The organism is Thermus scotoductus DSM 8553 (genome assembly GCF_000381045.1).
Lineage (GTDB): Bacteria > Deinococcota > Deinococci > Deinococcales > Thermaceae > Thermus > Thermus scotoductus.
In genome coordinates this window covers 1-25167 of sequence record NZ_KB905750.1, presented here as the reverse complement: position 1 = coordinate 25167, position 25167 = coordinate 1, and the positions used below count along the sequence as shown (strand labels likewise).

Genomic DNA, 25167 nt, shown 5'->3' with positions numbered 1-25167 from the left:
GGGCGCTAGGGGCCCACGGGTACCTGGGCCAGGGCGACCAGGCGGGGCAGGGCCTCCTCTAGGCCTTCCCAGCGATCCTGCCTTAGGGTGATGTGGCCCACCTTCCGCCCCGGCCGCACCGCCTTCCCGTACCAGTGGAGGTGGGCCCCCTTTAGCCTTAAGACCTCTCCGAAGTCGGGCCTAAGCCCGATGAGGTTCACCATGGCGCTATACCCCCGGGGTGCGGTGCTCCCCAAGGGGAGGCCCAGAAGGGCGCGAAGGTGGTTTTCAAACTGGCTCGTCTCTGCCCCCTCTAGGGTCCAGTGGCCGGAGTTATGTACCCTGGGGGCCATCTCGTTGAAGAGGAGCTCTTCCCCCACCTGGAAGAACTCCAGGGCAAGAACCCCCGTGTAGTCCAAGGCCATAAGCGCCCTCCGCGCGTAATCCTCCGCCTTCCTCTGCAGGGCCTCGGAGACCCCGGGGGCCGGGGCCAGGGAGAGGCGGAGGATGCCCCCCTGGTGCCGGTTTTCCACCAGGGGATAGAAGGCCAGCGCGCCCGTGCGGCTTCGCACCCCCAGGATGGAAACCTCCCGGTCAAAGGGTATGTAGCCCTCGAGGACCAATCCCTTGCCCCCTAGGGCGTGAAAGGCTTTTTCCGCTTCCTCCCATGAGGTGAGAAGGGCCTGGCCCTTGCCGTCGTACCCGCCCCGGCGGGTCTTGAGGAGGGCGGGGAAGCCCAGGGCCTCGAGGCCTTCCCGTAGATCCTGGAGGCCCTCCACCCCCCGGAAGGGAGGGGTGGGTACCCCCAAACTTTGCATGAAGGTTTTTTCCAGAAGGCGGTCCTGGGCCACCTCGAGGGCCTTGGGCGGGGGAAGGACGGGAAGCCTCTTTGCCAGGAGGTGGACCGCCTCCACGGGGACGTTCTCAAACTCGTAGGTGACGAGGTCAAGCCCCTCGGCGAAGCGGGCGAGGGCTCCTTCCTCCAGGAACCCCCCCACCACCAGCTCCCCCACCTGCCCGGCGCAGGCCTCGGGGGAAGGGTCCAGGAAGCGGAAGGAAAGGCCCAAGGGATACCCGGCCAAAGCCAGCATCCGGCCCAGCTGGCCCCCGCCCAGGATGCCTATCCTCATCCTTCCTCCCTGGGGTCAGGGTGGGCCAGGACGGCCTCGGTCTGGGCCTTGCGGTAGGCCACAAGGCGCTCCATCACCTCAGGATGGGAAAGCCCCACGATGCTGGCGGCGAGAAGGGCGGCGTTCACCGCCCCTGCCTTGCCGATGGCCAGGGTACCCACGGGGACACCGGCGGGCATCTGCACGATGGAGAGGAGGGAGTCCAGGCCCTTTAGGGCTTGGCTCTCCACCGGTACCCCGAGGACGGGAAGGGGGGTGTGGGCCGCGGTCATCCCGGGAAGGTGGGCCGCCCCCCCGGCCCCGGCGATGATGACCAAAAGCCCCCGCTCCTTGGCGGTCTTGGCGTATTCCGCCATGAGGTCCGGGGTGCGGTGGGCGGAGATAACGCGCACCTCGTGGGGGATGCCTAGGGTTTCCAGGGTTTCCGCCGCATGGCGCAGGGTTTCCCAGTCCGACTTAGAACCCATGATGACGCCCACCAAAGGCCGCATCGTACCGGATTGTACAAGCCTTCCCGCCTGTGGTAAAAGGCAGGCCATGGATGCCCTGGAACTCCTTCGCCTCAACCTCCTTTCCCCTATGGTTTTGGCCTTTGCCCTAGGGGTGGTGGCCCGGCTCCTAAAGAGCGACCTGGCTTTTCCGGAAGCCATGTACACGGCGCTTTCCATCTACCTCCTCTTCGCCATTGGCTTCAAAGGGGGGGTGGAGCTTTCCAAAACGCCCCTGACTATCGTGCTTCTTCCTGCCTTGGCCACCCTGGGTTTGGGGCTTTTCCGGCCCCTTTCCAGTTATTTTCTGGCCCGCCGCTTCCTTAGCCTTGGCCGGCTGGATGCTGGGGCCTTGGCCGCCCATTACGGTTCGGTTTCCGCGGTTACCTTCTTGGCGGCCCTCACCTTTGCCCAGGCGGTGGGCCACCGGCCCGAAGGGTTTCTGCCTACCCTGGTGGCTTTGCTGGAGGTGCCGGGCATCGTGGTGGCCCTCCTCATGGCCAAGCGGGGAAGCGGAAACCTGGGCGAGGCTTTCCGGGAGGTGCTCACCGGTAAGAGCGTGGTCCTCCTGGTGGGGGGGCTTTTGGTGGGCGCCCTTTCCGGGGAGGCGGGTATGGAGCGGGTGAAGCCCTTCTTTGTGGAGCCCTTCTATGGGGCCCTGACCCTTTTCCTCATGGATCTCGGGATAGTGGCGGCCTCGAGGTTCGCCGCCTTAAAGCAGGTGGGCTTCCGCTTGGTTCTTTACGGCACCCTGCTTCCCTTGTTCCATGGGGCGGTGGGGGTTTACCTGGGCCACCTGGTGGGGTTTTCCCCTGGAGGAGCCACCGTTTTGGGGGCCATGGCGGCCAGCGCCTCCTACATTGCCGCCCCTGCAGCCGTGCGCATCGCCTTGCCGGAGGCCAATCCCAGCCTGTATCTGGCTGCCAGCCTGGCGGTTACCTTTCCCTTTAACCTGGTCTTGGGCATCCCCATCTACCACGCCTTGGCCCAGTGGATCGGGGGGTGAAGCATGAACCTGGTGCCTTTGAAGCTGGTGACCATCGTGGCGGAAAGCATCCTGGAGAAGAAGCTGGTGGAGGAGATCAAGCGCCTGGGGGCCAAGGGGTATACCATCGTGCCCGCAAGGGGGGAGGGTTCTCGGGGCATGCGCAGCCTGGACTGGGAGGGGCAGAACATCCGCCTGGAAACCATCGTCCCCGAGGAGGTGGCCCTTAGGATCCTGGCCCGCTTGCAGGAGGCCTACTTTCCCCACTATGCCGTGATCGCCTACGTGGAAAACGTTTTTGTGGTGCGGGGGGAGAAGTACATCTGAGGGCTAGGCCCGGCCCTTGCGGCGTAAAAGGGGCAGAAGGGCCAGCAGGAGCAGGGCGGGCCATAAGAGCCAAGGGGAAAGCTTTTCCCCCAGGAAGTAGGCCAGGAGCACGAGCCCTTGGCTCCAAAGGAGGCTTCCCAAGGCGGTGAGGGCCAGGTAGGGTAGCCAGGGAAAGCCCAGGGCCCCCAGCAAGAAGGGCACCACGGTGCGCAGACCCGGCACGAAGGGGGCAACCAGCAAAGCCGAAGGGCCAAAACGGTTTAGGAGCCTGGTGGCCTGCTGCTTTAGCTTTTCGGGGAAGCGTTTCAGCACCTTAGGCCCCAGGATCCGCCCCAGTCCGTACCCCATTCCGTGCCCCAAGTAGCTTCCCAGGAAGAGGAGGGGAAGCAAGGGGAAGAGGGCCAGCTTTCCCTCCCCGGCCAGGGCTCCTAGGGCCAACAGGAGGGTATCCCCTCCGGGTACAAAGAGGCCGAAGGGGAAACCCACCTCCAGGAAGAGGACTAGGGCTGGGAGAAGGTAGGTCCAAAAGTTCATCTCAGGAGGGTTGGGCCGCAGGCTTCCGCAAGGCCCAAAGGCTTCCCAAAAGGAGCACCCCCAGGATGAAGAGGCTAAAGGCCTCCTTGTCCAGGCCCAAGGCCAGCTCGGGGCGGTGGAGGGTTTCCTTCGCCAGCTTGTCCCATCCGCCCACCAGAAGCTTTACTCCGGCGAGGCCCACCACCACGTAGGCCAGGTGTTTGAACCGGGGATAGCGGTCCAGGAGGCTGACCACCAGGCTGGCCAGCATTCTCAAGGCCAGGATGCCCAGGAAGACCCCGGTGTAGATCACCCAAAGCCGGTCGGAAAGGGCCACGGCCACCAGCACCGAGTCCACGGCGAAGGCCAAGTCCATGAGCTCCACCTGGGCTACGGTCTTCCAGAAGTGGGCGGCGCTCACCTCTACAGGAGGTGGTGCATGGGCCTCTTCAGGTTTCAGGAAATGCTTTAAGGCGATGTAGAGGAGGTAGGCGGCTCCCAGGACCTGGACCCACCAGAGCTTGATGACCAGGGCGGCGAAGAGGAGGGCCAGGCCCCGGAACACGTATGCCCCCAGGATGCCGTAGAAGAGGGCCTTTTTCCGCAAGCTCGGGGGTAGCTTCTGGACCATGACCCCGAGGATGAGGGCGTTGTCCGCCGAGAGGATGACCTCCAGGGCCACCAGGATGAGGATCACCGAAAGTACGCCTGCTTCCATTCCCCTTACCTCCAAAGAAAAGACCACCGCCTTGGCGGTGGTCTTGCCCGGGCCCGAACCCCCAGCCTCCCGGGGCCTGAGGCCCGTCCTGACGGGAGGCTGGCCATGGGGCTACTCCCCAACCGGGGAATAGTGTGGCACATCCTTGTCGCTTTGTCTAGGGCAAAGGTGAGGTTGTCTAGGCAAAGGGCCCGGGGAGGGGGTATCCTTGAAGCTATGGACGAGCGCCAAGAAGCCCTGCCCGAGGGAGAAGGAGACCGGCACCAGAAAGAAGGGCCGGCCGAGGTACGGGAGGGGTTGCCCACCAAGGAACAGGTCCTCGAGGCCCTAAAGGTGGTCTACGACCCGGAAATCCCCGTGAACATCGTGGACCTGGGCTTGGTCTACGACGTAGAGATCCACGAGAACGGGGTGGTGGACGTCACCATGACCCTCACCGCCATCGGTTGCCCCGCCCAGGACATGGTGAAGGCAGATGCGGAAATGGCGGTGATGCGCCTTCCCGGGGTGCAGGGGGTGAATGTGGAGTTCGTTTGGACGCCTCCCTGGACCCCTGCTAGAATGACCGAGGAAGGCAAGCGCATGATGCGCATGTTCGGGTTCAATGTGTAGGGGGCTCAGCTGGGTGGTATAGTGGGCCTCGAGGTGCGAGGGAGCCAGGCGCGTACAGAAGGCTTTTAGGCTCCGGATGTGCGCCTGGGCTCACGCACGGGGGATCTTGAAAGGCTAATCTGGACTGGCTCCCTTTACATACACATAGAGGGGGGTCGGCGGGGGTTTTTGCCGTCTGGGTCATGTGTAGTCCCCACGCACGTGGGGATGGCCCGAGCGCTTCCTCAAGGCCCCCCTTCCTGAGCGCGTAGTCCCCACGCACGTGGGGATGGCCCGGCGGGGGGCGGCCCTGGCGGAGCTTTCCGCCTGTAGTCCCCACGCACGTGGGGATGGCCCGCCTGCTGACGTGGCGCTGCCGGGCCTCGAAACGTAGTCCCCACGCACGTGGGGATGGCCCGCGCGTGGGCTCCTACGGCCCGCGTGTCCTGGCGTAGTCCCCACGCACGTGGGGATGGCCCGCTCTTCCTGGTCAGGCAGGACCTCGTAGTCAGGTAGTCCCCACGCACGTGGGGATGGCCCGGAGGCGTGGGCCATCCTGCGCGGCGCATGGCGTAGTCCCCACGCACGTGGGGATGGCCCGGCGGCCTACGAGTACTGGGCCCTCACGGCCCACGTAGTCCCCACGCACGTGGGGATGGCCCGTACCCAACCCTCCCCCCTCGGGAGCGCGGGGAGTAGTCCCCACGCACGTGGGGATGGCCCGGCGCCCAGCCCGCTGTACCTCAGCCACCTCCGGTAGTCCCCACGCACGTGGGGATGGCCCGGGTTCGCGCTTCATCTGACACCTCATCGTAGTGTAGTCCCCACGCACGTGGGGATGGCCCGTTCTTGAGGACGTGCTTCCGGGTGAGCGCCACGTAGTCCCCACGCACGTGGGGATGGCCCGGTGGAGCCCTTGGCCCGGGCTATGGTGCCCCAGTAGTCCCCACGCACGTGGGGATGGCCCGGCGCAGGACGCGCCCGTCCTGGAGGAGGAGGCGTAGTCCCCACGCACGTGGGGATGGCCCGAGGAAGGTCCCCTTGGTCGTCTCCACGCGACCGAAGGGGAAGATGCGAAACTCTCGTGGGGGCTCGCCCCCGGGGACGGGGATGGTCAGGGCATGCCGTGTCATGGTCCACGAAAACCCCCCGGGGCTTCCCGGGGGTAGAGTTATCCGAGCTTAGCTCTAGGATAGCACACCTTGCACTCCGCTACAAGGGGTGCTAGAATCAGGGCAAACCCACCGGGCTGGGCCTGGGTTCCCGATAGCCCGGTGCAGGACGGGCGCCCCTCCAGGGGGGCGTTCCCCGTTTTATTTGGCCACCCACCGGAGAAACCCCACCCGCTGGTTTTGGAGATAGGCGTAGTTTTTGGTCTCTATGAAGGTCAGGGCCGCCAGGACCCCCCGGTGCACCTCGTAGTCCCCACGCACGTGGGGATGGCCCGCCTATCCATACATCCTCAGCGTAGCCCCTTGCCTGTTTTCCGTCGGACGGAAAGCCCTACCTCACCTTTCCCCTTGTTTCGGGGATGGATCCAGAGGGGTGCGGGGGTTTCTACCGCCTTGCCCGGTTTACGGGGCTCCCTCTTCGGATCTGGCACTGGCTGGGCCTGAGCGCACCACCAGGGTGTCGGCGATGAGGTCATGCCAGGCCTGGCGCTTAGGGTGGAAGAAAGCCCAGAGGTAGCCAAGGAGGAGGGGCAGGGTGGAAAGGGTCTTGCCTACCACCTCCCGCATAAAGGCGGTGAGCCAGTCCACAGGCTGGCCGTCCGTGCGGACCACCTTGAGGCCCAGGGCCATTTTTCCCGGGGTTGCCCCATACAATGCGGTGAAGATCACGTAGTAGGCCCAGCTGGGTATCCAGTTGAAGAGGAGGTCCTGGACGAAGGTGGTGGTTTGCGCCAGGGGGTTTATCCCGGCCAGGGCCATCAGGAGGAAGCTCAGGGGAACCAGGATGAGACCGTCGATAAGGGAGGCCACGAGCCTGCTCCAGGGGCTAGCGATCACCATAACCCTCCTCCCAGATAGCGGTACTCGAGGCGAAACCGGTTCTGGCCGAGCAGGGAAACTAGCTGCTCGGTTTCCGAGGAAAGGCCCAGGGGAAACCCCTCGCCCAGAAGTCCCTCCAGCAGGCCTTTAGGTTTCACATAGCGCACCAGGCGAAACTCCTCCAGGCCGGCCAGCTCCGCGGCGCGCTTAGCGGCGTCTTCCAGGTAGCCTTCCCGGTCTGCAAGCCCGAGGGCGATGGCCTGGGTTCCCGAGTAGATGCGGCCATCGGCCAGTTGGCGCACTTTGTCCTTAGGAAGGTGCCTTCCCTCCGCAACCCTGGCCACGAAAAGCTCGTACGCCTCGCGCATGTAGCCCTGGATGAGGGTTCGCTCCTCCGGGGTGAGGGGCCGGAGGCCGGAGCCCATATCCTTGAGCCGGCCTTCCTTGAGGACCTCCACTTGAACGCCCAGCTTGGCCAGTAAACCTTGGACCTGGGGAAGGGTGGCGATAACCCCGATGGAGCCGGTGACAGCGGTGGCCGGGGTGAAGATCTCGCGGGCAGCGGTGGCCACGTAGTAGCCGCCGCTGGCGGCCACGGTGCCGAAGGCAGCCACCAGGGGCTTTTCCCGGGCCAAGTCCTTCAGGGCGCGGTGGATGGCCTCGGTTTCCGTGACGCTACCCCCAGGGCTATCCACGAAGAGGACCGCGGCCCGGATGTCCTGGTCCTCCCGGGCCTGGCGGATTTTGGAGAGGAGGTCCTCGAGGTCCTTCCCCATGGGGATGCTGCCCACCACCTCCAGGAGGACGACTTTTTCGCCCCGGCCGTACAGGGTGGCTTCCCGCCAGGGGTGGCCGGTTTCCCGGGACTGGATGAGGCGCCCCAGGCCCACCACGAGAAGGGCCACCGCCACGAAGAGGAAAAGGGCCAGCCAGCGCTTTCGGTTCATGGTTCCAAAATAGCACAAGGGTATGCTGAGCCCGTGCTGAGGGTGGTGGTCAAACCGGGAAAGGAGAAGAAGGTCCGCAACTTTTACCCCAACCTCTATCGGGACGAGCTGGAGGAGATTCCCAAGCAGGCAGGGGTGGCGGAGGCGGTGGCCGCCGATGGCAGTTTTTTGGCGGTGGGCTATCTGGACCCGGGCTCCCGCATCCCGTTCCGGGCTTATCGCTTTGACCCCGGCCCTTTAGATCGGGCTTTTTTTCTAGCCCGCTTTGAACGGGCCTTGCGCAAGAGGGAGGGAATGGGCCAAAGCTACCGCCTGGTGCATGGAGAGGCGGATGGCCTCCCCGGTCTGGTGGTGGACCGGTTTGGAGAGGTTCTGGTTCTCCAGGTGCGCACCCGGGGGATGGAGGCTTTAAGGGAGGTCTGGTTTCCCGCCCTCCTGGAGGCAGTGGGCCCCAAGGGGGTTTACGAGCGGAGCGACGTGGAGGCCAGGAGGCAGGAAGGGCTTCCCGAGAGGGTGGGGGCGGTTTACGGGGAGGTGCCTGAGGTTTTGGCAGTGGAGGAGGATGGCCTGGTTTTCCCCATCCCCTTGGCCCTGGCCCAGAAGACGGGTTTTTACCTGGACCAGCGGGAGAACCGCCGCCTCTTTGAGGGTATGGTGCGCCCCGGGGAAAGGGTCTTGGATGTCTTTAGCTACGTGGGGGGTTTTGCCTTGAGGGCCGCGCGGAAAGGAGCCCACGCCCTGGCGGTGGACAAGGACCTCGAGGCCCTGGCCGTCCTGGACCAGGTGGCCTTGAGAATGGGCCTTAAGGTGGACATCCGCCATGGGGAGGCCTTGGAGGTGCTTAGGGGCCTTCAAGGGCTTTTCGATCACATCCTCCTGGACCCCCCCACCCTGGTGAAGCGCCCGGAGGAGATTCCCCCCATGAAGCGGCACCTGGTGGACCTTCTGCGGGAAGCCTTGCGCCTTCTTGCGCCCGAGGGGTACCTCTGGCTTTCCACCTGCAGCTATTACCTCAAGGCGGAGGACCTTCTGGAAGTGGCCCGGCGGGCGGCCGCCGACCGGGGAATGCGCCTGAGGGTGCACGGCCTCACCTACCAGCCCAGGGACCATCCCTGGAGCCTGCACGTGCCGGAAAGCCTTTATCTCAAGACCCTGATCCTGCAGGAGGATGCCCTCTAGCAGCTACAACCCAGCAGCGTCAGGCCACCCTGGTATGATGGGCGTGGAAGCACCCTTGGGGTGCGAAAAAGGGAGGAGCGTATGGAAGTGGCAAGGGGTTTGGAAGGCGTGCTCTTTACGGAAAGCCGGATGTGCTTCATCGACGGGGAGGCGGGCCGCCTCTACTACTACGGGATCCCCATCCAGGAGCTGGCGGAGAAGAGCACCTTTGAGGAAACCACCTTTCTCCTGCTACATGGGAGACTTCCCAAACGGGAGGAGCTCGAGGGGTTCAAAAAGGAGCTGGCCAGGCGACGGGCCCTGCCCGAGCATCTCCTGGAATCCTTCCGCCGCTATCCCCTCTCGGCCCATCCCATGAGCTTCCTGCGCACGGCGGTTTCCGAGCTGGGGATGCTGGACCCCACCGAGGGGGACATCTCCCAAGAGGCCCTCTACCAAAAGGGCCTGGACCTCATCGCCAAGTTCGCCACCATTGTGGCCGCCAATAAGCGCCTGAGGGAAGGGAAGGAGCCCCTGGCTCCCCGGGAGGATCTCTCCCACGCCGCCAACTTCTTGTACATGGCTAACGGGGTGGAACCCTCCAAGGAGCAGGAGCGCCTCATGGACGCTGCCCTTATCCTGCACGCCGAGCACGGCTTCAACGCCAGCACCTTTACCGCCATCGCTGCCTTTTCCACGGAAACCGACCTCTACTCTGCCATCACCGCCGCCGTGGCCTCCCTCAAAGGGCCCAGGCACGGAGGAGCCAATGAGGCAGTGATGAAGATGATCCGGGAGATCGGCACCCCCGAAAGGGCGCGGGAGTGGGTGCGGGAGAAGCTGGCCAAGAAGGAGCGCATCATGGGCATGGGCCACCGGGTTTACAAGGCCTTTGACCCCCGGGCCGGCGTCCTGGAGAGGCTGGCCCGCCAGGTGGCGGAGAAGCATGGCCATTCCAAGGAGTACCAGATCCTGAAGATCGTGGAGGAGGAGGCGGGCAAGGTCCTGAACCCCAGGGGCATCTACCCCAACGTGGACTTTTACTCCGGGGTGGTTTACTCCGACCTGGGGTTTGGCCTGGAGTTCTTCACCCCCATCTTCGCCGTGGCCCGCATCTCCGGTTGGGTGGGGCACATCCTGGAGTACAAGACCCTGGACAACCGCCTGCTCCGCCCCGACGCCAAGTACATCGGCCCTCTGGACGTTCCCTACGTGCCCCTCGAGGCCCGGGCTTAAGGGGGTTGGGGGTGCGCCGGGGGCCTAGGCCCCCGGCCTTTGGCTTTTACTTGATCTTTGAGCTGGGTTTAGAGGCCGCAAAAGGCCTCGTAGTCTATAAGCTCTCTCTGGGTGGGATGATCCCCGCACACCGGGCAAACGGGGTTGCGGCGTAGGGCAAGCTTGCGGAACTGGCCTTCCAGAGCATCGTAGAGGAGGAGGGAGCCGGCCAAGGGTTTACCGATGCCCAAGAGCACCTTAAGGGCTTCCGCGGCCATGAGGCTTCCCACCACTGCCGGCAAGACCCCAAAGACCCCGGCCTCCGCACAGGAGGGGACGCGTCCCGGCGAGGGAGGCTTGGGGAAGAGGCAACGGTAGCAGGGTCCCATCTCCCCTTCCGGGGTTTTGTGGTGGAAGACCGCTATCTGGCCGTCAAACTGGTAGATGGCTCCGTAGACGAGGGGTTTTCCCAGGAGCACGCAGGCGTCGTTCACCAAATAGCGGGTTGGGAAGTTGTCGGAGGCATCGATCACCAGGTCGTAAGGTTTCAGGATCTCCAGGGCGTTTTCCGAGGTGAGGCGCACGGGATAGGTGTCGATCTGCACCAGAGGGTTCAGGGCTAAGAGCCGCTCCTTGGCGGCCAGGGCCTTGGGTTTGCCCACATCCTCCGTGGTATAAAGCACCTGGCGGTGGAGGTTGGAAACCTCCACGCGGTCCATCTCCACGATGCCGATCCGGCCCACCCCGGCGGCCACCAGGTACTGCAGGACCGGCACTCCCAGGCCCCCGGCCCCCACCACCACCACGGAGGAGCGCTTGAGCTCTTCCTGCCCCTCAGGGCCTACCTGAGGCAGGATCATCTGGCGGTGGTAGCGGTCCAGCTCCTCCTTGGTCCACATGCCTAGGCCTCCCGGGTTCCAAAGCCAGGGGGGAGGAAGTCGGGGAAGTCGGGGTTGCCCTTGCGGTCGGGGGCCTTGGGGATGAGGTCCGAGGGGTGGGGTTCCCCCTTGCGGCAGAAGGGGCAGTCGTGGCGCACCTTGTAGCGCACGGGCCTGGCGGGGATCCCCAGGGCGATGGCGTGGGGGGGCACGTCCTTGGTGACGATGGCTCCCGTGCCCACCATGGCGTCGTCCCCGATACGCACCCCGGCCAGGATGGTGGCGTGGTAGGTGATGCGCACCCCGCTTCCGATGATGGTTTCCTTAAGGGTCACGTCGGGGGAGGCCAGGACGTGGTGGGTGTGGCTGTAGACGTTCACGTAGTCGGAAAGGGAGGTGCGGTCTCCGATCTTTATGCCCCCGATATCGTCCAGGAGCACGTAGCGGTGGACCACCACGTCGTCCCCCAGCTCCAGGTTGTACCCCACGGAAAACTCCACGTTTTGGAAGAACTTGGGGTTTTTCCCCACCCGCTTGAAGATGAAGGGGGCAAGGGCCCGGCGAATGGCCACCCCCGAGTGCACGGATTGGCCGATGGGGGTGAGGTCCAAGACCTTCCAGAACCAAAGGAGGGGTTTAACCTTTTGGAACTTCTCCTGGTCGGTGGCGGCGTAGTACTCCGCTTCAAAGGTGATGCCCTCGGGGTCTAGCCCCATGGCGGCCAGGGGGTTTAGCTCCAGGAGTTCCACATAGGGTCGGCCGTAGAGGAGGCGGGCAAGCTCCTCTCTCACCAGGGCGTTCCGGTCCACGCTGGGATCGGAAAGCTTCTCCACCAAAGCCCCGATGAAGCGGTCCAGGGCCTTTTCGTGAAGGGGGGCGATGCCTCGAGGAAGGAGCCAGGGCATATGGGTATGCTAACCGGAAAAGGCCCCCAGGAGAATGCTCTTCCTCACCCTATGGAGGATCGGTAGCCCAGCTCCCGCAAGGCCTCGGGGTCCTTCCGCCAGTCGGGGTAGACCTTGACCTCGAGGTCCAGGTACACCTGCCGGTTCAGGAAAACCTCAAGCTGTTTCCTGGCGGCCTGGCCGATCTCCTTGATCTTCCTGCCCCCCTCCCCGATGACGATGGCCTTTTGCGAGGGGCGCTCCACATAGAGGACGGCCTTGATGTACAGGATGCCGTTTTCCCTCTCCGCCACCTCCTCGGTCTTCACCGCCACAGCGTAGGGCACCTCGTGCCAGAGGCGCTTCATGGCCTCCTCCCGGATGATCTCCGCCACCCACTCCCCGAAGTCCTGGTCGCTTTTGGCGAAGTCCTCGGGGTAGAAGAAGGGGCCTTCGGGGAGAAGGGCCAGGAGTTCCGCTTTGAGCTCGGCCACCTGGTGTTCGTCCAGGGCGGAAAGCATCCTGGCCTCAGCCTCGGGCAGGAGGGCGTGGTAGGCCTTGAGGGCCTCCTCGGGGTATTTGGCAGCATCCAGCTTGTTGCCCACCAGGAGGATGGGCACCTTCCCCACCAGGGGCTTGAGGGCCTTGGCCACCAGCTCGTCCTCAGGGGTAGGGGGGTGGCGGAGGTCCACCACCCACACCACGGCGTTCACGTCGGAAAGGGCCTCGTAGACCTCCTGGTCCATGAACTCCCCCAGGGCGTCCATGGGCTTGTGAAGGCCCGGGGTGTCCACGAAGACGATCTGGCGGTTTCCCTCGGTGAGGATGCCCCTAAGGCGCTTCCGGGTGGTCTGGGGCCTGGGGCTGATGGGGGCCACCTTCACCCCCAGGAGGTTGTTGAGGAGGGTGGACTTGCCCACGTTGGGCTTGCCCACGATGGCCACAAAGCCGGAGTAGGTTTTCTCTTCCATATTTGCTAGGCCATCCCGACCCCCTTGGATTGGCCTTGGGGCCTGGGGCCGGACCTTCGGGCACGGACTCCGGGATACAGGCTCCGCCCGTGACCCAGATGTTTCAGTATACTCTAAACCCGTGGATCCCTTGGCCCTGGCCCTGCTTCCCGGAATCGGGCCCAAGCGGCTTCTTGAGCTTTTGGCGGAGGAAAACCCCCTTCTTTCCTTAAAAGAACGCTTTCCCCAGGCGGCGGTGGTCCTTCCCCAAGCGGAAAGGGAGGCGGAAGGGGAAAGGAGGCGGGCGGAGGCCATGGGGGTGCGCATTCTGGGCCTTTGGGAGGAGGCTTTCCCCGAGGGGCTTAGGAGGCTTCCCCAACCGCCCACCCACCTTTACCTGAAAGGGGAGCTTCCAGAGGAAGGTAAGGCGGTGGCCATCGTGGGCACCAGGAAAGCCTCCGCCTGGGCGCTTTCCTTCGCCCGCAAACTTGCCCGGGGGCTTTCCGAGGCCGGGCTTTGCGTGGTTTCCGGCCTGGCCAGGGGGGTGGACCGGGAGGCCCACCTGGGGGCCCTGGAGGGAGGTGGGTCCACCCTGGGGGTTTTGGGAAGCGCCTTGGACCGCATCTATCCTCCCGAGCACCGGGAGCTGGCCCGGAAGGTGGCCCTGGTTTCCGAGTTCCCCTTCGGCACCGGACCCAAGCCGGAGTTTTTCCCGAGAAGAAACCGCATCATCGCCGGGCTTTCCCGGGCGGTGATCGTGGTGGAGGCTCCCTTGGAGTCCGGGGCCCTCATCACCGCTCGCCATGCCTTGGAGTTGGGGAAGGAGGTTTTGGCGGTGCCGGGCCGGCCCACGGACGAAAACTCCCTGGGGGCCAACCGCCTCATCCAGGATGGAGCCTATCCGGTGCTTTCCGCAGAGGACGTTCTTTCCTACCTGGGATTTTCAGGGAAGCCCAAAAAGGCGGTGGAGCTTTCCCAGGAGGAGGAGGGGCTTTATGCCCTTCTTAGGCAAGGGGAAGCCCTCCCCGAGGACCTGGCCCAGGCCTTGGGGGTTCCTGCGGAAAAGGTGCTTTCCCTCCTTACCCTCCTGGAGCTCAAGGGCCTGGCCCAGGCTTTGCCCGGGGGGAGGTATGGGGCTTTATAGGCCTGGCCGGGCCCTGGGGCCCGGCCAGGGGGTGCCGGCCTACTTGGCCTTCTCGTAAAGTTTCTTGGCGATCTCGTAGAGCTCGCCTGGGTGGAACTCGGGGGCAAACTCGGCGGCGTCGTGGCCCGCGTCAAAGACGGGTCCGCCTTCGGGGGGGCCGTCCACCACCCTTACCTCGCTACCGTCCTCCGGGGAGGGGCCGGACCAGATGAGCCCCAGGTCCTGGTAGTCGGAGGGGCTAAAGCGGTAGAGGTTCCTGTGGAAGCCCAGGTCCATGTACTTTTTGGCCTCGGGGATCTTGCTGTTGTCGATGCGGGGGATGGGGAGCATCCTGGTCATCTCCACCCCGGTGAGGCTTTCTAAGGCCTTGCCGTAGGCGGCGGCATGCACCCCGCCCCGCACCAGGAGGTAGCCGATCATCTCGCGGGCCACGGGGTTATCCGTCATCTCGTAAACCCGGAGCTTGTGGGTGCGGGCGGCCACCTCGAGGAAGAAGTTATGGAGAAGATCCAGGATAAGGTTCCCACTGGTGAACACGTACTCCCCGTGCCAGTGCTCCCCCATGGCTCCCATCACCAGGCTGTTGGCTCCGCCGGCGATGAAGTGGGCGACGTTGCGGGCGTCCTTGGCGAAGCCCAGGGGGGCAGCCACCGGGTCCACGCCTTCCTCGAGGTCCTTCCCCGGGTTCTTGGCCAGGAGGCTGTTGATGGTGGCGGCCACCAGCTCGATGTGGCCCAGCTCCTCGGTGGCGATGTTGGCGATGAGGTCGTAGTAGGGCTTAAGGGCCTTCTTCCCCCGGAAGTTGAAGGACTGGTACATGTAGTTCATCAGGGTGGACATTTCCCCAAAGCGCCCTCCCAGTAGGGCCTGTACCGCGGCAGCCGCGTTGGGGTCCTGCTCCTTGGGCATGGGGAGCTCGATCTGCAGGCGGTCTATTCTCAGGAACATCCTCGTCACCTCCTGCCTGGCAGGGCCAGGCAGTTTTCACCTTAGGGGGGATCCACGCATAAGTCCAATACATCTTGTTGGTTACAGGAATAAACTAAATTTATGACCCTGGAGCAGATGCGCTACCTGGTGGCCCTGGTGGAGGAGAGGAGCTTTACCCGGGCGGCGGAGCGGGTCTACCTCACCCAGCCTGCCCTCAGCGTGCAGATCCGCAAGCTGGAGGAGGAGCTTGGGGTCAAGCTCTTTGACCGCAGGCAGGGGAAGCCCACGGAGGTGGGGGAAAGGGTGGCGGCCCAGGCCCGCCGGGTGCTGGAGGAGGTGGCCAGGGTCAAGGCCATCGCCCGGGGGGAGGAGGGGGTCTTCCAAGGTCCTTTCCGCGTGGGGGTCATCCCCACCCTGGCCCCTTATCTTCTGCCAAGGCTTTTGCCCCGGTTGCTGGAAAGGTATCCGGGCCTCGAGGTCTCGGTGGAGGAGGAGCTCACCCCGGCCATCCTTCAGGGGCTGGTGGAGGGCCGGTTGGATGCGGGGTTGGTGGGTACGGAGGAGCGGGCACCGGGGGTGCAGAGCCTTCCCCTTTTTTCCGAGGAGTTTCTGGCCTACATCTCCCCGGGGCACCCCCTTTATGCCAAGGAGAGCCTTCATCCCCTGGAGATCCCCCTCGAGGACACCTGGATCCTTTCGGAGGGCCACTGGTTCCGGGACCAGGTCCTTTCCGTCTGCCGCCCCAGCCTGGAAAGGCGAAGGGTGGAGTTCCGAAGCGGGGATCTGGAAACCCTGATCCTTCTGGTGGAGGAGGTGGGGGGGCTTACCCTTCTGCCTGAGGTGGCCCTGTGGACCCTTCCCCGGGCCAAGCGCCTCCACCTAAGGCCCCTAAGCCCCCCAGGGGCGGGGCGGACCGTCTACCTTCTTGTGCGGGAGGGAAGCCTCAAGGCACCTGTGGCCCGGGCCCTGGGGGAGGAGGTCAAGGGGGTTTTCCGAGAGCTGCGGTTAAAGGGCTGGGAGCGGAAAAGCGTTATGATGGGGGCGGAGGTTCGCCATGGTGAAGCCCGAGGCTAAAGGTGGGGATGTTCATATCAAAGCCGGTCTCATCTGGATGAACGGGGCCCTTCTGCCCCAGGAGGAGGCCAAGACCAGCGTTCTAAGCCATGCCCTGCACTACGGGACCAGCGTTTTTGAAGGGATACGGGCCTACGAAACCCCTAGGGGCCCGGCCATTTTCCGGCTTAAGGAGCACGTCCGGCGCTTTTTCAACTCCGCCAAGGTCCTGCGCATGGAGATCCCCTTCACCCCGGAGGAGATCGAGGAGGCCATCAAGGAGGTGGTGCGGCGAAACGGCTACAAAAGCTGCTACATCCGCCCCCTGGCCTGGATGGGGGCCAAGGCCTTGGGGGTGAACCCCCTGCCCAACAACCCCGCCGAGGTGATGGTGGCTGCCTGGGAGTGGGGGGCCTACCTGGGGGAGGAGGCGGTGCGCAAGGGGGCCAAGCTCATCACCAGCTCCTGGGCCCGCTTCCCCGCCAACGTGATGCCGGGCAAGGCCAAGGTGGGAGGGAACTACGTGAACTCGGCCCTGGCCAAGATGGAAGCGGTGGCGGCTGGCGCCGATGAGGCGCTCCTTTTGGACGAGGAGGGGTATGTGGCCGAGGGCAGCGGGGAAAACCTCTTCTTCGTGCGGGACGGGGTGATCTACGCCCTCGAGCACTCGGTGAACCTGGAGGGGATCACCCGGGATTCCGTGATCCGCATCGCCAGGGACCTCGGGTACGAGGTCCAGGTGGTGCGGGCCACCCGGGACCAGCTCTACATGGCCGACGAGGTCTTCATGACCGGCACCGCCGCCGAGGTGACCCCGGTTTCCATGATCGACTGGCGGCCCATTGGCTCGGGGACCGCCGGGCCCATTGCCCTGAGGCTACGGGAGGTCTACCTAGAGGCCGCCAGGGGCTTGCGGCCCGAGTACGAGGGCTGGCTTACCTACGTCACTTCCTGAGCCAGTCCTCGAGGACCCTTTGGTAAAGCTCTGGGTCCAGGCGGGGATGCTCGTAAAGCCCCGCCTTTAACCTTTGCCTTTGGGCCTCAAAGAGGATCACCGCCGCCGCCACGCTCACGTTCAGGCTCTGCACCATGCCCAGCATGGGGATCTTTATGGCTCCATGGGAAAGGGCCAGGGTCTCCTCGGAAACCCCCCATTTCTCCGCTCCCAGGAGGATGGCGGTGGGCTGGGTGTAGTCCACCTCCCGGAAGTCTCGGGCATCCTCCCTGAGCGCGGTGGCGTAAACCCTAAAGCCCTTTTCTTTGAGAAAGGAGATGGCCTCCTGGATGCTGGGGTGTACCCTCAGGTAAACCCATTTGTGGCTCCCCCCGCTGGTCTCGTTGAAGGTGGGTACCCCCCCGGTGGGGTTCACCGCATGGGCCTCGAGGATCCCCACCGCATCGCAGCTCCTCAGGATGGCCGAGAGGTTGTGGGGTTTGTGGACGTTTTCCAGCAAAACGGTGAGGTCGGGCTGGCGCCTCCTTAGGACCTCCTCTATGCGGCGTCTACGGGCCTCCGTCACGGTTTCTCAGCTTAGCGATCAGGGGCTTTAAAAGCGAGCGTTTAAGCTTGAGGGCCTGCCGGTTCACTACGAGGCGGGCGGTGGAGTGGGCGAGGACCTCCACCTCCACAAGGCCCGCCGCCCTAAGGGTGGCCCCGGTCTGGACCACGTCCACCACCGCATCCGCCAGGCCCGTGACCGCGGCCAGCTCGATGTTGCCGGATAGCTCCACCACATCCGCCACCCAGCCCCGTTCCTTCAGGAGCCGGGTGGTGAAGAGGGGATACTTGGTGGCGATGCGCCGGATGGGGGAGGTGTCGCCGGGGCGCCGAATAAGGGACAGGCGGCAGGCTCCAAAGCCCAGGTCCACCGGCTCGAAAAGGTCCCGGCCCGAGTCCAAAAGGACATCCTTGCCCACCACCCCCACCTCGGCGATCCCCAGGTCCACATACACGGGCACATCCTTGTTGCGAAGCTCCAGGAGGGCGATCCCTCCTTGTTTGCCGTGGAGGAGGGCCCGCTGGTTCTCTATGGAAGGGAGTTCCAGCCCCGCTTTCCTTAAGGCCTCGTAGGCCTCCTGAAACATTCGCCCTTTGGGCAGGGCAATGGTGAGGGCAAAGCGCTTCATGCCTCCTCCACCTTAAAGATGCGCTCGCCTTGGGCCAGGTAGGGGATGCCCCGGGCCTTGGCGTAGGCCACGGGGTCTTCCCCGTGGAAGAGCTCCACCCGCTTCTCCCGGGCGAAGCGGCGAAGGGCCTTCAGGTCCAGGGCCAAAACCTCGGGGCTTACGTCCACCCTGGGGAGTTTTAGGGCCTCCAGGGCCCGCTCTACCCCTATGGCGAACCCCGCCGCCCTGGGGAGGAGGGCCCCGTCGTACCGGCCGCCTCCTAAAAGGGGCAGGCCGAACCCCGGGGTGTAGGCGCGGAAGAAGACCCCCGAGTAGTACTCGTAGCGCCGGGTCATGCCCAGGTCCAAAAGCACGGGCCTTTCCAGAAGTTCCAGGGTCTTTTCCAGATCCTCCAGGGCCTTTCTGGCTCTTTCGGGGAGGGGAAGGCTCTTGGCCTCGGCCAGCACCTCCATGCCCCCGTAGAGGTCGGGGAGGGCCAGGAGGGTACGCCGGGCCTCCGGGGAAACCGGGTGGCGGGAGAGGAGCTCGGTGAGCTCGGGCAGGTTCTTGCGATGGATGGCCCTCTGGGCTTCCTTGCGGGCCTCTTCCGGCAGGCCGGAGGCCTTGAGTACCTCCCCCACCAGGCTGGGAAGGCCCACCTCCACCTCCCCTTCCAGGCCGAGGGCCTCGAGGGCAGCGAAGACCAGGGAGAGGATCTCGGCATCCGCCAGGGGGCCCGTGGCCCCGATGAGCTCCAGCCCCACCTGGGTGTACTCCCGGTAGCGGCCGAGTTCCGCATCCCCTTCCCTAAGCCAAAGGGCCCCGGCGTACTGGAAGCGGGCCACCCCTTCCCCCAGGTGAGGTCTTAGGAGCTTGGCCAGAAGGGTGGTGAACTCGCTCCTAAGGGCCAAGACCTCCCCGGTTTTGTCCACCAGCTTGAAGGCCCGTTCCGCCAGGGGATGGGAGGGGTCATAGACCTCGAGGGCCGGTAGCTCCACGGGCTCATACCCGTGGCGGAGGAAGAGATCCCTTAGCCGGGCCATAAGCTCGGCCTTAAGCCGGGCCTCGGGGGGAAGCAGAAAGCGGGTGCCTTCGGGGATCATTCCTTGACCAGGATCTCCACGCTGAGGATCTTATCCCGTTCCCCCGTGGCGCCTGGGCCCTCCGTGGGGGCAAGGCGCCTTACCACCTCCATGCCCTCCACCACCTTGGCGAAGAGGGTGTACTGCCCGGTGAGGTGGGGGGTGGGGGCCAGGGTGATGAAGAACTGGCTGCCGTTGGAGTTGGGGTCCTGGGTGCGGGCCATGCCCACCATGCCTTCCCGGTCAAAGGCTAAGCCGGGGGCGATCTCCAGGCCGAAGCTGTACCCAGGACCGCCCCGACCGGTGCCCGTGGGGTCCCCGGTCTGGGCCACAAAGCCGGGGATGACCCGGTGCCACACCACCCCTTCAAAGTAGCGGTGGAGGGCCAGAAAGACGAAGGAGTTCACCGTGTTGGGGGCCTCCTTCTCCAGGAGGTCCAGAAGAATATCCCCCTTGGTGGTCTTCAGGCGGGCGTAGTAATCCTTGCCGTCTTCCAGCACCTTTTGGGGTGCCTTGAAGGATCGGACCGGTGTTTCCGAAAGGTAGGGAAGGGGTCGCATGTTCTCACCCTTGCAGGCGCCCAGGAGGAGAAGGAGGGCGAGGAAGAGGAGGCGCACCTTCATAGCCTACACCCGGGGCAGGGTGATGCCCTTCTGCCCTTGGTACTTGCCCTTGCGGTCCTTGTAGGTGGTCTCGGGGCGCGGACCCTCCAGGAAAAGGATCTGGACGATGCCCTCATTGGCGTAAACCTTGGCGGGCAGGGGGGTGGTGTTGGAGATCTCCAGGGTGACGTGCCCTTCCCAGCCGGGCTCTAAAGGGGTCACGTTGGCCACGATGCCGCAACGGGCATAGGTGCTTTTGCCTAGGGCGATGGCGATCACGTTCTCCGGCATCCGAATGTACTCGATGCTCCGGGTGAGGGCGAAGGAGTTGGGGGGGATGATGACCTCCTCGCCCTCGTACTCCACGAAGCTTTTGGGGTCAAAGCCCTTGGGATCCACCACCGTGGAAAAGACGTTGGTGAAGATCTTCCACTCTGGGGCGGCGCGGAGGTCGTAGCCGAAGCTGGAAAGCCCGTAGCTGATCACCCCTTCCCGCACCAGCCTTTCCTCAAAAGGCTCGATCATTCCCTTTTTGGCCATCTCCCGGATCCACCAGTCCGGCTTAATCATGCCATCAACTATACCCGCTAGACTGGACCCATGCGGAAGCTTTGGCCCCTCTTCCTCCTCCTGGCCGCCTGTGGCACCCAAGACCCCGCGGGGACGGGAATGGAACCCCTGCGCCTCACCAGCACCAGCCTCCCCCCCGCCTACCTGGGGGAGCCCTATCAGGCCCTCTTTAGCGCCGAAGGAGGCCTCAGGCCCTACGCCTTTAGCCTCGAGGGCAGGCTTCCCCAGGGCCTTACCTTCCAAGGGGGGAGGATCAGCGGGGTGCCCCGGGAGAAGGGGAGCTTCCCCCTGATCCTCACCGTGGAAGACGCCGCCAAAAATAGCCGGGTCCAGAAACTCACCCTCGCCGTTTCCGACCCACCCCCGCCCAGGCTTACCCTGGTGGCCCCGCCGGCCCAGGTGGAAGGGCCCTTCCTGCTCTTGGGTCGGGTGGAGGTTCGGGAGGCCTTGGGCTTCCAGCTGGAGCTTCCTCTAAAGGATCTGAACCCGGATCTTGCCAGCCTGAAGGTGGTGAGCCCCGTATACCTCCTGGATTACGATGCGGAGGCAGGGCTTTTGCGCCTGGATGTGGCCTTTGCCAAACCCCTAAAGGACCAGGAGGCCTTCCGCCTCCTCCTCACCCCGCAGAAGGCCCTTACCCCCAGGTTTTCCCCCCGGGTGGTTTTCTACGACAAGGAAGGGAAGCTCCTGGGGGAGGCTTTGAAGCGGGGCAGGCCCTTTGCCGACCTCCTGCAACTGGCCCAGAACTGGGGCAAGGAGGGGAAGGAGCTCAAAGGGGATGGCAACGGGGATGGCAAGGTGGATGCCCAGGACCTCGAGGCCCTGGCCAAGGATTACTTTCCCAAGGTAACCGCCCCAGCCGCTCCCGGAAGCACCCCTCCCTCTGGGCGGGAGGAGGCTCCCCCGCCACCCCAGGAGGAAGGTTCCCCCTAGTGCCCTCGCATGTTTAAGGTGTAGCCTCAAAGGGCTTTCCGGATGGCCTCGGCGTCCTCCTTGCGGTAGCCGTAGAGGGTGACCTCGAGGGTATCGGGAGCCTTCTTGATCTCCGAAAGCATCACCCGGGCCACCTCCTCCACGGGAAGCCCCCCCACCCCGGTGCCCAAGAGGGGAAAGGCCACGGTTTTTAGCCCGAGCTCCACCGCTTTTTCCAGGGCACTTCGGGTGGCCTTGCGTACGGTTTCCAGGCTTGCGGGCTCATCGCCTAGGACGGCGGCGTGGATCACATAGCGCACGTTTAGGTTCCCCGCCCCCGTGACCGCGGCCTCCCCCACCTGGATCTTGCCGATCCGGTCGCATTCCTCCTGGATGGAGGGGCCTCCTTTCCGGAGGATGGCCCCCGCCACCCCGGCGCCCAGCTTCAGGTAGTTGTTGGCGGCGTTGACGATGGCGTCCCCCCGGAACTCGGTGATGTCCCCTTCTTCCACGCGGATGCGGGCCATGTCCTCATTTTCCCGTACAATGGGCCTGATGTCACGGGATATCTTGGGCCTCGAGGGGCGGATCGTTATGGTAACCGGGGCCGGCAGGGGCTTTGGCCGGGCCATCGCCCACGGCTACGGGCGCAACGGGGCCACGGTTATCGCCGTGGACCCCGACGTGGAGCTGGCCACCAGCGTGGCCTCGGAGGTGGAGGCCTTGGGGGCCACGGCCATCCCCATCCGGGGCGATATGAGCGTGGTTTTGGATGTGACCAGCACCTTTGAAAAGGTGGAGGAGCTTTTTGGGCTATTGGACGGCATCGTCCACGTGACCACCGCTGAGAGCAAGACCCCCTTCGTGGAGCTTCTGGAAGGGGAGTGGTACGACCTCATGAGCCAGGATGTGAAGTCCAGCCTGTATGTGCTCCAGCAGGGTCTGCGCCACCTGGCAGGGGGTGGATTCGTTACCTTGGTGCTGCCGCCGGCGGTGCGCATAGAGCCCCATACCCTTTCCGTGCGCCGGGCGGTGGAAGGGCTCATCGAGGGGGTCACCCGGACCTTCCCCGGGGTGCGGGTGAACGGGGTGGTGCCCTCCCGGGACCCGGTTTCCGAAGCCTACGACCAAGCCTTGGTCCGGGCGGCCCTGGGCCTGGGTTCCATGGTTTCCGAAGGGGTGCGCGGGGTAGTGCTGGAGGTGGAGCTTCCCGAGCCTCCCCCGTCCCCCGAGATCTACGAGCTTCTTAGGGAAGTGCCATGAAGTGCCCTTACTGTGGTCATCCCGACACCCGGGTGGTGGACTCCCGCCCCTCCGACGAGGGGGCGGCCATCCGCCGCCGCCGGGAGTGCCCAGCCTGCGGCCGCCGCTTCACCACCTACGAGCGCACCCAGCTGGAGCCTTTGATGGTGGTGAAGCGGGACGGCCGAAGGGAACCCTTCAACCCCGATAAGCTCCTGAGGGGGCTTCTTTTGGCGTGCGAAAAGCGCCCCGTGGACCCGGAGGTTCTTCGCCGCTTCGCCTACACCTTTGAGGATCAGGTGACAGGTCCGGAGATCTCCTCCGAGGAGATCGGCCTGAAGGCCATGGCCTTTTTACGGGATCTGGACCATGTGGCCTACATCCGCTTCGCCTCCGTGTACCGGGAGTTTGATTCCGTGGAGCGCTTCATCGAGGAGATCCAGCGCCTGGGGGGTGTGGGCTTGCCTTGCAAAGGTCAGGAGGACGGGTGTATATCTCTCTCCTGATGGGCAAGCGAGGCTTCCTTCGCAGGGAGGCAAGCCCCAAGGAGGTCTTGGAACACTGCCTGCGCCTGGCCCGGGAGGTGGCCCCTCCCACCCCCAAAGGCAAGCGGGGCCGCCCCTGGCGCTACAGCCACGCCCTTTACCTGGCCCTCCTTCTCTTCCGCGCCTTCTTCCACCTCACCTACCGCGAGACGGAGGCCTCACTCCAGGACCTGATGGAAGGCCCCTTCCCTTCCCACCAGTCCCTGGCCCGCTACGCCCTCAAGCACCTGGACCCCAAACTCCTTGAGGCCCTCCTGGAGAGGCTTTCCCGGGAACTGGAGGCCCATCTCGCCCCGGAGTCCTCGCCGGAAGGCGAAGCGGCTTCGGACGAGGCGCCGGCACACCTGGCGGCGCTTTCCCCCCCTCTACCTCATGGACACCACGGGGCTGGCCTACCGGAGCAAGGACCGGCTTCTCCGCTTTCGTCGGGGGAAGGAGGTGCGGCGGGTGCGGGGGCACGCGCGGCTTCTGGCCCTGATGCGGTGGGATAGGGAGAGGCGGCTCTTATGGCCCTGGGGTGGAGTGGTGGGGGAGGGCTACGCCCCGGACCCCCGGCTTGGGGGGGAGGTGCTGAGGCGGTTTCCTCCTTCCCGGGGGTGGCTTTTGGCGGACGCGGGGTTTGACGGGAAGGAGGTGTGGGGGGTTTTGGGGGAGGCGGGGGTGCGGCCGGTGATCCGGCTTCGGGGCGGGGGCGAGGCCAGGGAGGAGGCGCGGGTGCGGGCGCGGGAGGGGTGGGACCCCGAGGTGTACCGGTTTCGCGGGGTGGTGGAGGGGGTGTTTGGGGGGATGAAGACGCGGCTGGGTGGGGGGTACCTTTGGGAGCGGAAGCCTTGGACGGCCATGGCGCGGGCGCTTTTGGAGCTCATCGCCTACGGCCTTAGGGTTCTTCTTTCCCTTCTCCCGCCCCCTCCGGGGTACAAGGCAATTTACTAGGCAAGCCCGGGGGGTGTTGACAAGAAGGAGGGGGCTTGATAGCATAGCTTTTGCTGCGCGGGCGAAAGCCCAAGCGGGGGGATCTTGAAAAGGGGAGAGCAGAGGCTAACACCAAGAAGCCAATAACGCCTTCGGGCGTTAATTTTATTGGAGAGTTTGATCCTGGCTCAGGGTGAACGCTGGCGGCGTGCCTAAGACATGCAAGTCGAGCGGGGCAGGTTTATACCTGTTCAGCGGCGGACGGGTGAGTAACGCGTGGGTGACCTACCCGGAAGAGGCGGACAACCTGGGGAAACCCAGGCTAATCCGCCATGTGGTCCTATCCTGTGGGGTAGGACTAAAGGGTGGATAGCCCGCTTCCGGATGGGCCCGCGTCCCATCAGCTAGTTGGTGGGGTAAAGGCCCACCAAGGCGACGACGGGTAGCCGGTCTGAGAGGATGGCCGGCCACAGGGGCACTGAGACACGGGCCCCACTCCTACGGGAGGCAGCAGTTAGGAATCTTCCGCAATGGACGGAAGTCTGACGGAGCGACGCCGCTTGGAGGAGGAAGCCCTTCGGGGTGTAAACTCCTGAACTGGGGACGAAAGCCCTGTGTAGGGGGATGACGGTACCCAGGTAATAGCGCCGGCCAACTCCGTGCCAGCAGCCGCGGTAATACGGAGGGCGCGAGCGTTACCCGGATTTACTGGGCGTAAAGGGCGTGTAGGCGGCCTGGGGCGTCCCATGTGAAAGGCCACGGCTCAACCGTGGAGGAGCGTGGGATACGCTCAGGCTAGAGGGTGGGAGAGGGTGGTGGAATTCCCGGAGTAGCGGTGAAATGCGCAGATACCGGGAGGAACGCCGATGGCGAAGGCAGCCACCTGGTCCACTTCTGACGCTGAGGCGCGAAAGCGTGGGGAGCAAACCGGATTAGATACCCGGGTAGTCCACGCCCTAAACGATGCGCGCTAGGTCTCTGGGTTTATCTGGGGGCCGAAGCCAACGCGTTAAGCGCGCCGCCTGGGGAGTACGGCCGCAAGGCTGAAACTCAAAGGAATTGACGGGGGCCCGCACAAGCGGTGGAGCATGTGGTTTAATTCGAAGCAACGCGAAGAACCTTACCAGGCCTTGACATGCTGGGGAACCTGGGTGAAAGCCTGGGGTGCCCGCGAGGGAGCCCCAGCACAGGTGCTGCATGGCCGTCGTCAGCTCGTGTCGTGAGATGTTGGGTTAAGTCCCGCAACGAGCGCAACCCCTGCCCTTAGTTGCCAGCGGGTTGGGCCGGGCACTCTAAGGGGACTGCCTGCGAAAGC

Annotated in this window: 28 protein-coding genes, 1 rRNA gene and 1 CRISPR repeat array; of the genes, 13 read left to right on the top strand and 16 right to left on the bottom strand. The window is 64.7% G+C overall.

Annotated elements, in window-relative coordinates:
• Positions 1-5 precede the first annotated feature (5 nt).
• Positions 6-1109: a 5-(carboxyamino)imidazole ribonucleotide synthase gene (locus F604_RS0108265; protein WP_019551247.1), complete on the bottom strand. Its 1104-nt coding sequence runs from the start codon at positions 1107-1109 to the stop codon at positions 6-8.
• A complete protein-coding gene (gene purE, locus F604_RS0108260) occupies positions 1106-1600 on the bottom strand; it encodes a 5-(carboxyamino)imidazole ribonucleotide mutase (RefSeq protein ID WP_026329075.1) in 495 nt (164 codons plus the stop codon). The genes F604_RS0108265 and purE overlap by 4 nt, the downstream gene beginning before the upstream one ends.
• 46 nt (positions 1601-1646) lie before the next feature.
• On the opposite strand from purE, the gene F604_RS0108255 reads away from it, so the two are divergent.
• Both F604_RS0108255 and F604_RS0108250 read left to right on the top strand, forming a co-directional pair.
• Entirely contained in the window at positions 1647-2603 is a 957-nt protein-coding gene (locus tag F604_RS0108255; protein WP_019551245.1) for a sodium-dependent bicarbonate transport family permease, read from the top strand.
• 3 nt (positions 2604-2606) lie between these two features.
• A complete protein-coding gene (locus F604_RS0108250; RefSeq protein ID WP_019551244.1) occupies positions 2607-2909 on the top strand; it encodes a P-II family nitrogen regulator in 303 nt (100 codons plus the stop codon).
• A gap of 3 nt (positions 2910-2912) precedes the next feature.
• On the opposite strand, the gene F604_RS0108245 is transcribed toward F604_RS0108250, so the two are convergent.
• Complete coding sequence (locus F604_RS0108245; protein ID WP_019551243.1) at positions 2913-3443, bottom strand: DedA family protein; 531 nt, start codon at positions 3441-3443, stop codon at positions 2913-2915.
• 1 nt (position 3444) lies between these two features.
• The gene (locus F604_RS0108240) at positions 3445-4140 is read right to left on the bottom strand and encodes a TerC family protein (RefSeq protein WP_019551242.1); all 696 of its coding nucleotides are present in this window, start codon (positions 4138-4140) and stop codon (positions 3445-3447) included.
• Between the two features lie 216 nt (positions 4141-4356).
• On the opposite strand from F604_RS0108240, the gene F604_RS0108235 reads away from it, so the two are divergent.
• Complete coding sequence (locus F604_RS0108235; protein ID WP_019551241.1) at positions 4357-4752, top strand: metal-sulfur cluster assembly factor; 396 nt, start codon at positions 4357-4359, stop codon at positions 4750-4752.
• Positions 4753-4938: 186 nt separating this feature from the next.
• A CRISPR array of direct repeats spans positions 4939-5760; the repeat unit is 29 nt; unit sequence GTAGTCCCCACGCACGTGGGGATGGCCCG.
• Positions 5761-6305: 545 nt separating this feature from the next.
• On the opposite strand, the gene F604_RS0108225 is transcribed toward F604_RS0108235, so the two are convergent.
• The gene (locus tag F604_RS0108225; RefSeq protein ID WP_019551239.1) at positions 6306-6743 is read right to left on the bottom strand and encodes an RDD family protein; all 438 of its coding nucleotides are present in this window, start codon (positions 6741-6743) and stop codon (positions 6306-6308) included.
• Entirely contained in the window at positions 6737-7669 is a 933-nt protein-coding gene (sppA, locus tag F604_RS0108220; protein WP_019551238.1) for a signal peptide peptidase SppA, read from the bottom strand. Before sppA ends, F604_RS0108225 begins: the two co-directional genes overlap by 7 nt.
• A gap of 33 nt (positions 7670-7702) precedes the next feature.
• Here sppA and F604_RS0108215 point away from each other — a divergent pair, with 33 nt between their 5' ends.
• Complete coding sequence (locus tag F604_RS0108215) at positions 7703-8848, top strand: class I SAM-dependent rRNA methyltransferase (RefSeq protein ID WP_019551237.1); 1146 nt, start codon at positions 7703-7705, stop codon at positions 8846-8848.
• 81 nt (positions 8849-8929) lie between these two features.
• Positions 8930-10063 carry a citrate/2-methylcitrate synthase gene (locus F604_RS0108210; protein WP_019551236.1) on the top strand — a complete coding sequence of 378 codons (1134 nt, stop codon included), beginning with the start codon at positions 8930-8932 and terminating at the stop codon, positions 10061-10063.
• A gap of 68 nt (positions 10064-10131) precedes the next feature.
• Here F604_RS0108210 and F604_RS0108205 read toward each other — a convergent pair whose 3' ends face one another.
• The 3 genes from F604_RS0108205 to era are packed head-to-tail and all read right to left on the bottom strand — an operon-like array spanning position 10132 to position 12775.
• On the bottom strand, positions 10132-10941 hold the full coding sequence (locus F604_RS0108205) for a HesA/MoeB/ThiF family protein (RefSeq protein ID WP_019551235.1): 810 nt from the start codon (positions 10939-10941) through the stop codon (positions 10132-10134).
• 2 nt (positions 10942-10943) lie between these two features.
• A complete protein-coding gene (locus tag F604_RS0108200; protein WP_019551234.1) occupies positions 10944-11825 on the bottom strand; it encodes an acyltransferase in 882 nt (293 codons plus the stop codon).
• A gap of 44 nt (positions 11826-11869) precedes the next feature.
• On the bottom strand, positions 11870-12775 hold the full coding sequence (gene era / locus F604_RS0108195) for a GTPase Era (RefSeq protein WP_019551233.1): 906 nt from the start codon (positions 12773-12775) through the stop codon (positions 11870-11872).
• Positions 12776-12896: 121 nt separating this feature from the next.
• Here era and dprA point away from each other — a divergent pair, with 121 nt between their 5' ends.
• The gene (gene dprA / locus F604_RS0108190; RefSeq protein ID WP_019551232.1) at positions 12897-13898 is read left to right on the top strand and encodes a DNA-processing protein DprA; all 1002 of its coding nucleotides are present in this window, start codon (positions 12897-12899) and stop codon (positions 13896-13898) included.
• Between the two features lie 39 nt (positions 13899-13937).
• Here the strand turns inward: dprA and F604_RS0108185 are convergent, their stop codons facing one another.
• Positions 13938-14846, bottom strand: a complete 909-nt coding sequence (locus tag F604_RS0108185; RefSeq protein WP_019551231.1) for a manganese catalase family protein — start codon at positions 14844-14846, stop codon at positions 13938-13940.
• Positions 14847-14948: 102 nt separating this feature from the next.
• Here F604_RS0108185 and F604_RS0108180 point away from each other — a divergent pair, with 102 nt between their 5' ends.
• Together F604_RS0108180 and F604_RS0108175 are read left to right on the top strand one after the other, a co-directional pair.
• Entirely contained in the window at positions 14949-15902 is a 954-nt protein-coding gene (locus F604_RS0108180; RefSeq protein WP_019551230.1) for a LysR family transcriptional regulator, read from the top strand.
• Positions 15883-16836 carry a branched-chain amino acid transaminase gene (locus F604_RS0108175; RefSeq protein WP_019551229.1) on the top strand — a complete coding sequence of 318 codons (954 nt, stop codon included), beginning with the start codon at positions 15883-15885 and terminating at the stop codon, positions 16834-16836. The genes F604_RS0108180 and F604_RS0108175 overlap by 20 nt, the downstream gene beginning before the upstream one ends.
• Here F604_RS0108175 and trmH read toward each other — a convergent pair.
• Genes trmH through dcd form a run of 5 tightly spaced genes read right to left on the bottom strand, consistent with a single transcriptional unit; the run spans position 16826 to position 20241 of the window.
• Complete coding sequence (gene trmH, locus F604_RS0108170; protein ID WP_019551228.1) at positions 16826-17401, bottom strand: tRNA (guanosine(18)-2'-O)-methyltransferase TrmH; 576 nt, start codon at positions 17399-17401, stop codon at positions 16826-16828. The two genes, F604_RS0108175 and trmH, sit on opposite strands and share 11 nt — an antisense overlap.
• On the bottom strand, positions 17385-18008 hold the full coding sequence (gene hisG, locus F604_RS0108165) for an ATP phosphoribosyltransferase (RefSeq protein WP_019551227.1): 624 nt from the start codon (positions 18006-18008) through the stop codon (positions 17385-17387). Before hisG ends, trmH begins: the two co-directional genes overlap by 17 nt.
• Positions 18005-19090, bottom strand: coding sequence for an ATP phosphoribosyltransferase regulatory subunit (locus tag F604_RS0108160; protein ID WP_019551226.1), 1086 nt, complete (start codon positions 19088-19090; stop codon positions 18005-18007). Before F604_RS0108160 ends, hisG begins: the two co-directional genes overlap by 4 nt.
• On the bottom strand, positions 19087-19692 hold the full coding sequence (locus F604_RS0108155) for a peptidylprolyl isomerase (RefSeq protein ID WP_019551225.1): 606 nt from the start codon (positions 19690-19692) through the stop codon (positions 19087-19089). The genes F604_RS0108160 and F604_RS0108155 overlap by 4 nt, the downstream gene beginning before the upstream one ends.
• Before the next feature lie 3 nt (positions 19693-19695).
• The gene (gene dcd, locus F604_RS0108150) at positions 19696-20241 is read right to left on the bottom strand and encodes a dCTP deaminase (protein WP_019551224.1); all 546 of its coding nucleotides are present in this window, start codon (positions 20239-20241) and stop codon (positions 19696-19698) included.
• 30 nt (positions 20242-20271) lie between these two features.
• Here dcd and F604_RS0108145 point away from each other — a divergent pair, with 30 nt between their 5' ends.
• Positions 20272-21174, top strand: a complete 903-nt coding sequence (locus F604_RS0108145; protein ID WP_019551223.1) for a putative Ig domain-containing protein — start codon at positions 20272-20274, stop codon at positions 21172-21174.
• Positions 21175-21200: 26 nt separating this feature from the next.
• Here F604_RS0108145 and F604_RS0108140 read toward each other — a convergent pair whose 3' ends face one another.
• Positions 21201-21680, bottom strand: a complete 480-nt coding sequence (locus F604_RS0108140; RefSeq protein WP_019551222.1) for a macro domain-containing protein — start codon at positions 21678-21680, stop codon at positions 21201-21203.
• Positions 21681-21708: 28 nt separating this feature from the next.
• Here F604_RS0108140 and F604_RS0108135 point away from each other — a divergent pair, with 28 nt between their 5' ends.
• The 4 genes from F604_RS0108135 to F604_RS0108115 form a co-directional block, all read left to right on the top strand.
• The gene (locus F604_RS0108135; RefSeq protein WP_026329073.1) at positions 21709-22416 is read left to right on the top strand and encodes an SDR family NAD(P)-dependent oxidoreductase; all 708 of its coding nucleotides are present in this window, start codon (positions 21709-21711) and stop codon (positions 22414-22416) included.
• Entirely contained in the window at positions 22413-22901 is a 489-nt protein-coding gene (nrdR, locus tag F604_RS0108130; protein WP_019551221.1) for a transcriptional regulator NrdR, read from the top strand. The genes F604_RS0108135 and nrdR overlap by 4 nt, the downstream gene beginning before the upstream one ends.
• Positions 22902-23183: 282 nt before the next feature.
• Positions 23184-23873: an IS5-like element ISTth7 family transposase gene (locus F604_RS0108120; RefSeq protein ID WP_008630619.1), complete on the top strand. Its 690-nt coding sequence runs from the start codon at positions 23184-23186 to the stop codon at positions 23871-23873.
• 144 nt (positions 23874-24017) lie between these two features.
• Positions 24018-25167: ribosomal RNA gene (locus F604_RS0108115) — 16S ribosomal RNA — on the top strand; the annotation flags it as partial.